This window comes from Kumtagia sp. (genome assembly GCF_059502445.1).
Map to the genome: position 1 here is coordinate 1 of NZ_JCACER010000052.1, position 12,400 is coordinate 12,400.

General features: G+C 66.3%; 10 protein-coding genes. 9 read left to right on the forward strand and 1 reads right to left on the reverse strand.

Annotated features, from left to right (window positions below):
• The first annotated feature begins 790 nt into the window (after positions 1-790).
• From AC5JDC_RS16510 to AC5JDC_RS16520, 3 genes are all read left to right on the forward strand, one after another.
• Complete coding sequence (locus tag AC5JDC_RS16510) at positions 791-1,678, forward strand: transketolase (protein WP_495842811.1); 888 nt, start codon at positions 791-793, stop codon at positions 1,676-1,678.
• 2 nt (positions 1,679-1,680) lie between these two features.
• Entirely contained in the window at positions 1,681-2,661 is a 981-nt protein-coding gene (locus AC5JDC_RS16515; RefSeq protein WP_495842813.1) for a transketolase family protein, read from the forward strand.
• 232 nt (positions 2,662-2,893) lie between these two features.
• A complete protein-coding gene (locus AC5JDC_RS16520) occupies positions 2,894-3,589 on the forward strand; it encodes a GntR family transcriptional regulator (protein ID WP_495842815.1) in 696 nt (231 codons plus the stop codon).
• Positions 3,590-3,799: 210 nt separating this feature from the next.
• Here AC5JDC_RS16520 and AC5JDC_RS16525 read toward each other — a convergent pair whose 3' ends face one another.
• The gene (locus tag AC5JDC_RS16525) at positions 3,800-4,822 is read right to left on the reverse strand and encodes a LacI family DNA-binding transcriptional regulator (protein ID WP_495842816.1); all 1,023 of its coding nucleotides are present in this window, start codon (positions 4,820-4,822) and stop codon (positions 3,800-3,802) included.
• A 361-nt stretch (positions 4,823-5,183) separates the two neighbouring features.
• Here AC5JDC_RS16525 and AC5JDC_RS16530 point away from each other — a divergent pair, with 361 nt between their 5' ends.
• The 6 genes from AC5JDC_RS16530 to AC5JDC_RS16555 all read left to right on the forward strand — a co-directional run bounded on the left by AC5JDC_RS16530 (position 5,184) and on the right by AC5JDC_RS16555 (position 12,380).
• Positions 5,184-6,791, forward strand: coding sequence for an extracellular solute-binding protein (locus AC5JDC_RS16530; protein WP_495842819.1), 1,608 nt, complete (start codon positions 5,184-5,186; stop codon positions 6,789-6,791).
• Positions 6,792-6,867: 76 nt separating this feature from the next.
• On the forward strand, positions 6,868-7,728 hold the full coding sequence (locus AC5JDC_RS16535) for a carbohydrate ABC transporter permease (protein ID WP_495842821.1): 861 nt from the start codon (positions 6,868-6,870) through the stop codon (positions 7,726-7,728).
• Between the two features lie 196 nt (positions 7,729-7,924).
• Complete coding sequence (locus tag AC5JDC_RS16540; RefSeq protein WP_495842823.1) at positions 7,925-8,890, forward strand: carbohydrate ABC transporter permease; 966 nt, start codon at positions 7,925-7,927, stop codon at positions 8,888-8,890.
• Positions 8,887-9,978, forward strand: coding sequence for an ABC transporter ATP-binding protein (locus AC5JDC_RS16545; protein WP_495842825.1), 1,092 nt, complete (start codon positions 8,887-8,889; stop codon positions 9,976-9,978). Before AC5JDC_RS16540 ends, AC5JDC_RS16545 begins: the two co-directional genes overlap by 4 nt.
• A 225-nt stretch (positions 9,979-10,203) precedes the next feature.
• Entirely contained in the window at positions 10,204-11,277 is a 1,074-nt protein-coding gene (locus AC5JDC_RS16550) for an ABC transporter ATP-binding protein (protein WP_495842827.1), read from the forward strand.
• Between the two features lie 14 nt (positions 11,278-11,291).
• The gene (locus AC5JDC_RS16555; RefSeq protein ID WP_495842829.1) at positions 11,292-12,380 is read left to right on the forward strand and encodes a Gfo/Idh/MocA family protein; all 1,089 of its coding nucleotides are present in this window, start codon (positions 11,292-11,294) and stop codon (positions 12,378-12,380) included.
• The last annotated feature ends 20 nt before the right edge of the window (positions 12,381-12,400 follow it).

The window sequence follows — 12,400 nt, forward strand, 5'->3', positions numbered from 1 at the left end:
GGCAGCCAAAGCGCTGACCCGCGGACAGAAGCACGAAGCCCGGACACGCAACCCTATTGACCGCAATTACAGAAGCTTGTCGAACCACGAGGGCGCTTGGCAGAGCGCAGCCAGCAAGGGGGGATAAAAAATCACCCCGCCGGGAATATTTTCCTGCCTTTCCAGTCCCTTGGCACGCGCACGCCCGAGAATCCCGTCGTCCTTATCCCCTCCCTCTCCGTCTCTCCCATAATCCCGGCAGTTCCTCCCGCGGGAACACCGGTCGCGACGGTGGTTTGGTGGGGAGGGACCGGCGCCTCCGGTGCGGGAAGACGTAGCCCGCGCCCGGGGAGGCCCGTCCGAAGGTTCCTCCTCCGCAACTATGTGCGGGGCGCACTGGACGAGTGCTGCGGCATGGCCAGCCGAGGCGACGCAAGAAGCCGGAGCCGGAGCTATAGCGAAGCGGAACGGGATGGTGCCCGAAATCGCCGGCGGGGCGCGAAGGCCGCGCCATGTTTTTACTAAAGAGGCTCGGCCCAGCGCCCCGCTTCCCGACTTTTCCCTCCGAGGCAGGGAGCGCCCTTCGACAACGGCCAGGGCCGCAAGGCAGCGTGGCGAGGATGGAGGCTGGCTGTGGAGGAAGGTCTTGTATCAATCTTCTTGAGGACTGCTGCGCACAGCCTTCAAACTATCATGCATCATGCATGATGCCTTGACATCTACGCATCGCGCCTGTTATCGCCGACTCTATTTTCGGCGCCATGCGCGCGATCGATCGCGCATCCTCCCTCATCCCTACAGGAGAGCACTGATGGCTTCACCGAGCAGCGACGGTGCCAGGTCCCGGACCAACAGCTTCGCGCCTGCGCCGGAGACGGTCGCCATGCTGAAGGAGCGGGCGCGCTTCATCCGCCTGGAGACCGTGCGCCTCATAGACATCGCCAAGACCGGGCACTACACCTCGGTGTTCTCGGCGGCCGAGATTTTCGCCGCCCTCTATTACGACGTCATGCGGCTCAGGCGCGGCGAGCCCGGCTGGCCGTCGCGCGACCGCTTCACCATCGGCAAGGGCCACGCCGCCGTTGGCCTGTTCCCCATCTACGCCGATCTCGGATTCTTCCCGGCGGAATGGCTCGACAACTACACCCGCCTCGGCAGCCCGCTCGGCGACCATCCCGACATGCGCAAGGTGCCGGGCGTCGACTTCTCCTCCGGCTCGATCGGCCATGCGCTCTCCAACGGCCTCGGCATGGTGCTCGCCCAGCGCTGGACCGGCGAGGACTACAAGGTCTTCTGCATGATGGGTGACGGCGAGATGCAGGAGGGCCAGGTCTGGGAGGCCGCCATCGGCGCGGCCCAGCACCAGGCGAAAAACCTGATCGCCATCGTCGACCGCAACGGCTACCAGCTCGACGGCAAGGTCGACGACGTCATGAACATCGAGCCGCTCGACGACAAGTGGCGCGCCTTCGGCTGGGAGGTGCATGTGGTCGACGGCCACGACGTCGCCGAGACGACCGAGCTGCTGCGCCGGGTCCGCGCCGACGACGAGCGCGCGAAACCCTGCTGCATCATCGCGAAAACCGTCAAGGGCAAGGGCGTCTCCTATATGGAGACCGAGCCCGGCTGGCACCTCGGCTATCTCGACCCGTCCGACGCCGAAGCGGCGATCGCCGAAATCAAGTCCCGGGAGATTTGAGCATGACCGGTCCGCTTTCCCCCAATTCCTGGCAGTATCGCGGTCTTAACGCCGCCAATCCCGGCCTCGACCACCTGTCCAACGGTCTCATCGAGCTGGTCAAGGCCGGCCACAACGTGGTCGCCGGCTCGGCCGACCTGCAATATTCCAACGGCTTGAACCGCTTCGCCGCCGCCTATCCCGACCGCTACGTCTCCTTCGGCATCTCCGAGCAGAACATGGTGAGTGCGGCCGCCGGCATGGCGAGCTGCGGCGTCGTGCCTTTCGTCGCCACCTTCGCCTCCTTCATGGCCCTGCTCGCCTGCGAGCAGATCCGCATGGACGTCGCCTATTCGGCGCAGCCGGTGCGCCTCATCGGCCATCACACCGGCATCTCGCTCGGCTTCTACGGCACCTCCCACCACGCCACCGAGGACATCGCGACGATGCGCTCCATCGCCGATCTCGCCGTGGTCTCGCCGGCCGACGGCGCGCAGCTCGAGGCGGTGATCCGCGCCTCCGCCGGTTACGACCGGCCAATCTATGTCCGCATCGGCCGCGGCCGCGATCCCGTCGTCTACGCGGGCGGCACCAGCTTCGCCTTCGGCAAGGCGCACGAGCATCTGAAGGGGGACGAACTCACCATCATCGCCTGCGGCATGGCCGTCCACGGCGCCATCGAGGCGGCGAGGGCGATGAACGCCGAGGGCCGCTCCGTCGGCGTCATCGATATGGCCTCGATCAAGCCGATCGACCGCGATGCCATCCTTTCCGCCGCCGCGCGGACGAAAAAGATGATGACCGTCGAGGAGCACAACGTGCTCGGCGGCCTCGGCGCGGCGGTGGCCGAGGTGCTCACCGACGAGGGCGCCGGCGTCAAGCTCAAGCGCCACGGCATCTATGACGAGTTCAGCCTGATCGCCCCGCCGACGCATCTCTACGCCCATTACAGGCTCGACGGCGCCGGCATACGCAGCGTCGCGGAGGAATTCTTGCGGTCGTGAGCGGGCACCGCTTCGCCCCCGGCGGCAGCGGCGAAAATCTCGACCGCCTCTACGCCACCTCGATGAAGGAGGCGCCGGAGCCCGGCATCGTCGAACCGGTCCCGCTCGCCGGCTCGCTCTTCGTCCGCTACCGCGGCTGGGCACTCGATGTGCCGGTCGGCCGGCCGGGCGGGCATACTGACAGGCCGATCGCGCGTGATGTAGGGTCTGTCGAAACAAAGGATCCCGTTGCATGCATGGCAAGCCGCTTTCCCGCGCCAACCTCTCGACGCAGCTCTACGAGGATCTGCGCCAGGGGCTGATGGACGGGCATTTCAAGCCCGGCCAGCGGCTCACCATCGCCGCCTTCGCCGAGCAGTACGGCACCAGCATCACGCCGGTGCGCGAGGCGATCTCGCGGCTCGCCAGCGAGCGGGCGCTGGAGGTCCGCGCCGCCACCTCGATCGTCGTGCCGAAGCTGACGCCGCGCGACCTGCGCGAGATCGTCGCCATCCGCGTCGAGCTCGAGGGCATGGCCGCCTACCGCGTTGCCGAGACCGTGACGCAGCAGCAGGTCGAGGAGTTCGAGGCGCTCAACGACACCTTCACCCGCGCCGCCGCGCACGATCCCAAACTCGCCAGCCGTGCCAATCGCGACTTCCATTTCCGCATCCTCAAGCTCGCCGGCATGCCTTATGTCGAGGCCATCTGCGAAAGCATGTGGACGCTGATGGGGCCGTTCCTGCGCACCTTCCACGAGGAGATCCCGGTTCGCCAGCTCACCGGCCGCAACCACAAGCATTTCCAGTTCCTCGACGCGCTGAAGGCGCGCGATCCCGCCGCCGCCAAGCATGCCATGCAGGAGGATATCCGCTGGAGCGACGTGCTGGTCACGGCACAGGAGAAGGCCGACGCCGAAAAGGGCAAGGGCGAGCAGCAGGCCGTCTGACGAAGAGGGTTCGGGAAATCAACATCGATTTCCGTAGGAGGCCCTCGGTTTTCGGTGGAAAGCGAGAGCTTTTCTCGTCCAAAGCGATGCAAATCCGGACTGCTCGACCCGCTTTTCGGCGCTGTTTCCCAGGAGGGGGAACTGCTGCAGCGTCCTGCGATCTCTCTGGCCTGGCGATTTGTGTGACCATGCCGAAACCCGAACCGTCGCTCACACCTCCGGAATGTTCTCCTTCAGGATGAGGTGCAGCCGCGGCGGGTGACCTTCATAAGGCAGGCCGCGCACGGCATGGGTCAAGAGGTTCAGCGCCTCGCGGGCCTCGACGCGCGGGTTCTGGTCGATCACCGCGTCCAGCGTACCTTCGAGCAGCAGCCGCTTGGTCCCCTCGGTCAGCTCGTGCCCGAGGAACACCACCGACCGCTCCAGGTCGCGCTCGCGCAGGGCGCGGGCGACGCCCTGGTTGCCGGCGCCGATGTTGTAGATGCCGGCGAGGTCGTCGTGGCGGTCGAGCAGGGCGGCGGCCTCGACATAGGCGCGCTCGCGGTCGTCCAGCATCTCGCGCAGCTCGACGATCGACAGGTTCGGAAACTCCTCGCCGAGCACGTGCCGGAACCCCATCTCGCGCTCCTGATGACCGCGATAGGAGAGGGACCCGGCGAACATCGCCACCTTGCGCGGCGCGCTGCCGCCGAGCAGCCGCCCGAGCACATAGCCGGCGAGGCGGCCGGCCTGGCGGTTGTCGATGCCGACATAGGCGATGCGCGGCACATGCAGCACGTCGGTGGCCAGCGTGACCACCTTGACGTCGCTGGCCGACAGGGAGCGGATCGCCTCGCGCACCGTCGGATGGTCGAGCGCGATCAGCCCGACGCCGCGCGTCCTGCCCTCCAGATCGTGCAGGGTCCGCGCGAGCGTGTCGGGATTGAACCCCTCGATCGAACTGATGTGGACGTCGAGCTCCTGCCTTGCCGCGCCCTGCAGCGCCAGCTGGTCGCGCAGCATCCGGATGAAGGTGTTAGTGCCTTCGGGCAGGACGAAGTCGAGGCGGATCGTTTCGGACGGACCGAAATCGGAGACGTCGCGATCCCCGGCGATATAGCCCAGTCTTCGCGCCGTCTCGTACACGATCTCGCGGGTGCGCTCGCGCACGCCCGGCCGGTTGTTGAGCACGCGGTCGACCGTGGCGGCCGAAACGCCGGCTTCGCGTGCGATGTCGATAAGGGTCGAGCGCATGCTAGGAGAAATCCCGTGAATTTGCGGGGCCGAACGGGGACAACTTCATCCTCCGGATGAAAGCCGCTGACTGCGATTCTGATGGGAAATGATGTATCTCATGCTGGCGCGGCAACAAGCCGGCGCGGCATGTTTCCTCAGCCTTGTCACGGATGCGCATCCTGATCCGTCGAAGAGAGGCATCAAAACCCATCATGACGGCGACCGCTTACGGCGCGGAAGATCGTTCATTTTGCATGAGTTTCCCTCCTAGGCGACAGATATGATGATTTTTGATTTGAACTGATGTTGACAGCCTCATCGCCTCGCGTCAATGTGCATCAAGCTGGTGCCGGAGGAGGTTCCAGAGGGGAGGAAATCAATGTCGAACATCATGCGCATGTCGCGCCGCGGTCTGCTCGCGTCCGGAGGAAAAGCCGTCCTGTTTGCCGGCGCGGTCGGAATCGCACCGAAATTCATCCGTCCGAGCCGCGCCTTCGCGGCCGATGCGCTTGCCGCCGGCATGATCGGCGGCCCGACGGGCTTCGAGGGAGCCGAGCGCTACCAGTATGGCGCCGACACGCCGGAAGGACGCGCCGTCGAGGCGGCCAAGGCGATGAAGGCGGCGGGCGTCGACAGGATCGTTCTCGGCCTGTCCGACGGTTCGATCGGCCAGCTCACGCAGCCCTTCCCGGCCGGCGCGCCGTCGATCAAGGACCTGTGGGAGAAGGAGACCGGCATCACGCTGGAGATCGTCGGCGTCCCCAACGGCCAGGAATTCACCAAGACCATGCAGGACATCTCCACCAAGGGTGGAGCCTACGACATCTATGCCGTCGAGTGGAACCGCCTCGGCGACCTCGCCGAGACCGGCGGCATCCTCAAGCTCGACGACTTCGTCGCCAAGCACAGACCGGAATGGGACAATCCCGAGAACGGCTATGTCGGCGGCGCCAAGGGCGTGTCGCTGCTCAACCAGTATCGCGGCTCGACCTACGGCGTGTCGCTCGACGGCGATTTCCAGACCTGGGTCTACCGCACCGACCTGTTCAGCGACGAGGCGGAGAAGAAGGCGTTCAAGGACAAGCACGGCTACGACCTGGCGCCGCCGCGGACCTGGAAGCAGCTCGACGAGATATCGCTGTTCTTCCATCGCCCGGACAAGAACATGCTGGGCTCCACCGACATCCGCAACCAAGGCTGGGGCTACACCAACTGGTACCAGCGCTACGTCTCGATGGGCTCGCCCAACCAGTTCCTGTTCGACGACACCGGCAAGGCGCTGATCAATTCCGAGGCCGGCATCGCCGCCACCAAGGAATATGTGGACTCGCTCGCCTACAAGTCCCCGGACGCGATCTCCTGGGGCTGGCCGGAGCAGTACGGCAACTTCGCCAAGGGCGGCGCGGCGATGACCTGCGCCTTCTCCAACCTGCCGAAATTCCTCGACAATGCGGCGAACAAGGATTCGGCCGTCACCGGCAAGATCGGCTCGATGCTGCCGCCTGGCCGCGAGGTCGACGGCAAGCTGGTCAGCCGCTCGGTGCTGTGGCTGAACCTGTCGGCCTCGGTATCGTCGCAGGCGAAGAACCCGGAGGCCTGCTACCTCTTCCTGCAATGGCTCGGCTCGGCCCGCATCTATGCCTGGATGACGGCCAATCCCGGCGGCTATTTCGATCCGTTCCGCCTGTCGGATTTCTCCGATCCGCTGGTGCGCCAGACCTACCACGCCTACCACATGGACGTGGTGCGCGAGACGGTCGCTCGCACCGTGCCGACCATCAACTATCCCGGCGCCACCGCCTTCCACAACGCGCTCGACGAGAACCTTGTGGCTGCGCTTACCAAGACGAAGACGCCCGAGCAGGCCATGGCCGACACCGAGCGGGAGTGGACCCGCATCGCCCGCCGCACCGGCGAGGACAAGCTGCTCGAGGCGATCAAGACCAACAAGGAGGCATGGCCCACGGTGCTCGACCCGGTGAGCTGATCCTCCCAAGCAAGCCGGACGGGAGGGACGCTCGGCGCCCCTCCCGTCACCTTCAGCCAGCAATGCATCGATCGTAATGAACCGTTCCCTGTCCTTCGAGCTGTTCCGCTACGCCGCGATCCTTCTCGCGCTGGCGCTGACGCTGATCCCCATCCTGTGGATGGCGTCGATGGCGTTCAAGCCGATTGGCGAATGGTCGGCGACCGGCGCGGACCTCACCTGGTGGCCGAAGGAGCCGACGCTTTCCAACTTCCGCTTCATCTTCGGCGAGTCGGATTCCAGCCTGATCGTGGCGCTCGACCGGTCGGCGGCGAAGCCGATCCTGTCCTCGCTGCTGTCGGCGACATTCGGCACGCTGATCGCCATGATCGCCGGCACGGCCGCCGCCTACGGCCTGTCGCGCTTCGGCTCCGGCCAGAACCTGCCGCTGGCGCTCACCCAACTCCGGCTGTTCCCGCCCATGGCGGTGATGATCCCGGTCATGATCATGTGGGCCTTCCTCAACCTCACCGACACCTGGTGGGGGCTGGCGCTGGTCTACGGCATCGTCACGCTGCCCTTCGCCTTCTGGCTGATGAAGACCTTCTTCGACGATATGCCGCGCGAGATCGAGGAGGCGGGGCTGGTCGAGGGCTGCTCGCGCTGGCGCGTCTTCGTGAAGATCACGCTGCCGATGATGCGCGCGCCGCTGGCGAGTGCCGCGCTCTTCGTCTTCATCCTCAACTGGTCGGACTATCTGATCGCGCTGCTGCTGACGACGCGCGAATGGGTGACGGTCCCGGTCTACATGGCCTCGCTGTCGTCCTCCATGACCGGCCAGCTCTACGGCGCCAAGGCCGCGCTCGGGCTCATCGCCGCCGTGCCGCCGGTCATCATGGGAATCGCCATCCAGCGCCATCTGGTGCGCGGCCTCACCTTCGGGGCGCTGAAGCAATGAGTGGTCTCTTGGCTGAATTTACCCCCACCCCTGACCCCTCCCCTCAAGGGGGAGGGGGATTCGTCCCTGCCTCCGCTAGGCGACAATCGTCGATGGTTTCGCGCGGCATGACGGCCGCAAAGTCCCCCTCCCCCTTGAGGGGAGGGGTTAGGGGTGGGGGTGCCGAGTTCGAGGCCCTCGGACGATGACCGCGACAATGGCGCCCGCAGACGAACCGATAGCTCCGATCACGGCTCTCGAGGCCGGCTCGAAGCCAGCTCCAGCCGCCGATTCCGAATCCGCCCGGCTCGGCTTCCGCCTGACGCTGCCGGCGCAAATCCTGGTGCTCTTCATCGCCGTCTTCCCGCTGCTGATGCAGCTCTACATCAGCCTGACCGACTGGTCGCCGCTGTCGGGCATCGGCTGGTGGAGCGCCTGGGAGCTGTGGAACGGCTTTGCCAACTATTCCGACCTCGTCTCGGACAACCGGCTGTGGGGCGCGCTGTGGCGCACCTTCGTGGTGATGATCGTCTGCGTTCCCGTCGAATTCCTGCTCGGCCTGGCGCTGGCGACGCTGTTCGCCGACGATTTTCCGGGCAAGCGGCTGTTCTATTCCATCCTGCTGATGCCGATGATGGTGGTGCCGGCGGTGGCCGGTTACATGTTCTTCATGCTGTTCCAGTCGGGCGGGCCGGTGAACGACATCTTGTCGACGCTGACCGGCACGCGCATCGCGATTGCCTGGCTCTCCGATCCGACGCTGGCGCTGATCGCGGTGATGATCGCCGACATCTGGCAGTGGACGCCGCTGATGTTCCTGATCCTGCTCGCCGGCCTGGTCGGCGTGCCGCAGGACCAGATCAAGGCGGCGACGCTGCTCGGCGCCAATGCCTGGCAGCGCTTCCTCACCATCGTGCTGCCGAAGATGAAGACCATCATCATCATCGCGCTCGCCATCCGCGTGATCGAGAACTTCAAGATCTTCGACACGCTCTACATCATGACCGGCGGCGGTCCGGGCGTCGCCACCGAGACGATCTCCGTCTACATCTACAAGGTCACCACGCAGGACCTGATCTGGGGCTATGTCGCGGCGATCGCGCTGGCCATCCTGATCGTGCTTTCCTTCGCCACCGTTTTCGCCATGAAGCGCATGGCGGCGGCACGGGAGGCGCGGGCATGAGCGCGATCCACCTGCACAACCTGGTCAAGAAATTCGGCGACTTCACCGCGCTGAAGACCATGGATCTCACCATCGAGGACGGCGAGTTCATGGCGTTGCTGGGGCCGTCGGGCTGCGGCAAGTCGACGACCATGAACATGATCGCCGGTATGGAGCAGCCGACCGAGGGCCGCATCCTGTTCGGCGAGCGCGACATGGCCGGCGTGCCGATGGGGCGCCGCGGCGTCGGCTTCGTGTTCCAGAACTACGCCATCTTCACCCACATGACGGTCCGCCAGAACCTCGCCTACGGGCCGCGCATGCATGGCGCGCCCAAGGCCGAGATCGACCGCCGCGTCGGCGCCATCGCCGAGCTGCTGCAGCTCACGCCCTTGCTCGACCGCCGCGCCGACCGCCTGTCGGTCAACATCCTGCAGCGCGTGGCGATCGGCCGCTCGGCCATCCTCGAGCCGGCGATTTTTCTACTCGACGAGCCACTGTCGAATGTCGACGCGGCGTTCCGCGCCGTGATGCGCACGGAGCTGAAGCACCTGCAAAGGCAGTTCCGGCAGACCATGGTCTATGTCACCCACGACCAGCTCGAGGCAATGACCATGGCCGACCGTATCGCGGTGATGGATCACGGCGTGCTGCAGCAGGTCGGCACGCCGATCGAGGTCTACAACAACCCGGCCAATGTCTTCGTGGCGAAGTTCATCGGCTCGCCGGGCATGAACCTGCTGCCCGGCCGGCCGGCCGAAAGCGACCGCGGGCTGGTGATCGACCTCGGACCGCTGGGCGCTACCGCGCCGCTTCCGGACCGCCTGGCGTACGTCCTGCGCGGTAGTTCGGGCGAGGTGCTGTTCGGTTTCCGCCCGGAACAGGCGACGCTGGCCGCAGAGGGTAGGGGCATTACCGCGCCGGTCACGGCGGTCGAGCGCATCGGCGCCCGCACCATCGTGCATCTCGGCAGCGGCGAACAGGCGATGAAGGTCGTGCTGGACAACGACCAGCGCACGACGCTGGATACTTCGGCGGTGGTCAGCCCCGACATGGAGGCGGTGCGCGTCTTCGACCGCGCGAGCGGCACGGCGGTGGGGGGCGTGTGATGCTGTTCTGGATCGTCGCGTCAAGCACCCCCTCACCGGCTCGCTTCGCTCGCCACCTCTCCCCCGGGACGGGGGAGAGGAGCGCCGGCCGCAAGGTTGGCGCCAATGCCGAAGCTGCTCTCCTCTCCCCCGGGCAGGGGGAGAGGTGGCGAGCGAAGCGAGCCGGTGAGGGGGTGTTCCAGCGCGTTTGCGTCGAGCACAGTGCCGTTGGGAGCACGCCGACCCATGGCTGAGATCGCCTTCCGCAACGTGACGAAACGTTATGGCGACACGGTCGCCGTGGCCGATGCGTCCTTCACCGTAGAGGACAACGAGTTCTTCTGCTTCTTCGGGCCGCCGCTGTCGGGCAAGTCGACGATCCTGCGCCTCATCCTCGGCCTGGAGACGCCGGATTCCGGCGAGATCCTGATCGACGGCCGTCCCGTCAACCGCGTGCCGCCAGCGGCACGCAACATCGCCATGGTGTTCCAGAATCTCGCGCTGTTCCCGCATATGAGCGCGCGCGACAACATCCGCTTCCCGCTGGTCGAGCGCAAGGCGCCGCCGGCGCAGATCGAGCGCAGGCTGGCCGAGGTCGCGGAGAAGCTGCATATCGGCCATATCCTGCACAAGCCGCCGGCGCAGCTTTCCGGTGGCGAGCGCCAGCGCGTGGCGATCGCCCGGGCGCTGGTGCGCGATCCCGTCGCCTATCTGATGGACGACCCGATTTCGGCGCTGGACGCGCGGCTGCGCGAGGAGACGCGGGTGGAGCTGAAGCGCATCCAGCGCGAGCTCGGCAAGACGCTGATCTACGTGACGCACGACCAGGAGGAGGCGATGTCGGTCGCCGACCGCATGGCCATCCTGGAGGGCGGCGCCATCCGCCAGGTCGGCACGCCGCTCGACATCTACGACCGTCCGGCCAGCGTCTATGTGGCGCGCCTGCTCGGCTCGCCGATGATGAACATTCTGCCGACGCAGACCAGCGCGGGCGCGTTGCGCGTGGCCGACGGCGCCATCGCCGTGCCGGGGCTGGCCGCCGACGCGGAAGTGATCGAAGTCGGCCTGCGCCCGGAGGACATCAAGGTGGCCGCCTGGACGGAAGGCGCGGCCGGCGTGCCGGCGCGCGTCTACGAGGTCGAGCCGCTGGGGGGCTACACGGTGGTGACGGTCGATGCCGGAGCCGCGCGAGTGCGGGCGCTGCTGCGCGGCCAACCGGACATCCGGCCGGAGGCGATGGTGGCTCTGTCCTGCGAGGCCGCGCGTGTCCACCGCTTTTCGCGCGACGGTGCTGCGCTGCGCCCGGGCGATCAGAGTTGAAAGGGAGGATTGAGATGGCGCAAGCCGCGTTCCAGCCGGACGTCGAGGTTCGGAGCAGAGACTACAAGATCGGCTGCATCGGGGCCGGCATGATCATGGCCGAGTGCCATCTGGCCGCCTACAAGGAAGCGGGCTTTCCGGTCGTGGCTATCGCCTCGCGGACGAAGGCCAACGCCGAAAAAGTGGCGGAGCGCTGGGAGATTCCGACGGTCCACGACACGCCGGAGGCGCTGATCGAGGACGAGACCGTAGACATCATCGACCTCGCCTTTCCGCCCGACCAGCAGCCGGCGCTGATCCGCCACGCGCTGAAGCAGCCGCATGTGAAGGCGATCCTGGCGCAGAAGCCGCTGGCGCTGTCGCTCGGGGAGGCGGTTCTGCTGCGCGACGAGGCAAAGGCCGCGGGCAAGATCCTCTCCGTCAACCAGAACATGCGCTACGACCAGTCGATGCGGGTGCTGAAGCAGATCATCGACAGCGGCGCGCTCGGCGACATCGTCTTCGCGCAGATCGACATGCACGCGATCCCGCACTGGCAGGCTTTTTTGCAGGACTACGACCGGCTGACGCTCTCCAACATGAGCGTGCACCATCTGGACGTGCTGCGCTTCCTGTTCGGCGATCCCGACGAGATCACCACGCTAACGCGAAAGGACCCGCGCACGACATTCGACCACAAGGACGGCATCACCGTCTCGACGTTGCGTTTTCCCTCCGGCGTGCTCGCCGTGTCGCTGGAGGATGTCTGGTCCGGCCCACGCCAGGAGGGATACAGGGATGATCAGCATATTTCGTGGCGCGTCGAGGGCACCGAAGGCGTCGCCAGGGGCACGATCGGCTGGCCGACGGGCGCGGCGTCGACGCTCTCCTACGCTTCCGCCAAGACCACCGGCGGCGAATGGGTCACGCCGAGTTGGGAGACCATGTGGTTCCCGCACGCCTTCATCGGCGTCATGGAGCAGCTCCAGCACGCCGTCGCCACCGGCACGGCGCCGGCGCTCTCCGTCGCCGACAATGTCAGGACCATGGCACTCGTCGAGGCCGGCTACCGGTCGATCGCCGAGGGCCGCACGGTCAAGCTTTCCGAAATCTCGATCAACTGAACCAATCCGGGAGGAGTTTC

What these genes read in the sequence shown, in the direction of transcription:
- AC5JDC_RS16510 (WP_495842811.1), top strand. Translation starts at nt 791, where the DNA reads ATGGCTTCACCGAGCAGCGACGGTGCCAGGTCCCGGACCAACAGCTTC.
- AC5JDC_RS16515 (WP_495842813.1), top strand. Translation starts at nt 1,681, where the DNA reads ATGACCGGTCCGCTTTCCCCCAATTCCTGGCAGTATCGCGGTCTTAAC.
- AC5JDC_RS16520 (WP_495842815.1), top strand. Translation starts at nt 2,894, where the DNA reads ATGCATGGCAAGCCGCTTTCCCGCGCCAACCTCTCGACGCAGCTCTAC.
- AC5JDC_RS16525 (WP_495842816.1), bottom strand. Translation starts at nt 4,822, where the DNA reads ATGCGCTCGACCCTTATCGACATCGCACGCGAAGCCGGCGTTTCGGCC.
- AC5JDC_RS16530 (WP_495842819.1), top strand. Translation starts at nt 5,184, where the DNA reads ATGTCGAACATCATGCGCATGTCGCGCCGCGGTCTGCTCGCGTCCGGA.
- AC5JDC_RS16535 (WP_495842821.1), top strand. Translation starts at nt 6,868, where the DNA reads ATGAACCGTTCCCTGTCCTTCGAGCTGTTCCGCTACGCCGCGATCCTT.
- AC5JDC_RS16540 (WP_495842823.1), top strand. Translation starts at nt 7,925, where the DNA reads ATGGCGCCCGCAGACGAACCGATAGCTCCGATCACGGCTCTCGAGGCC.
- AC5JDC_RS16545 (WP_495842825.1), top strand. Translation starts at nt 8,887, where the DNA reads ATGAGCGCGATCCACCTGCACAACCTGGTCAAGAAATTCGGCGACTTC.
- AC5JDC_RS16550 (WP_495842827.1), top strand. Translation starts at nt 10,204, where the DNA reads ATGGCTGAGATCGCCTTCCGCAACGTGACGAAACGTTATGGCGACACG.
- AC5JDC_RS16555 (WP_495842829.1), top strand. Translation starts at nt 11,292, where the DNA reads ATGGCGCAAGCCGCGTTCCAGCCGGACGTCGAGGTTCGGAGCAGAGAC.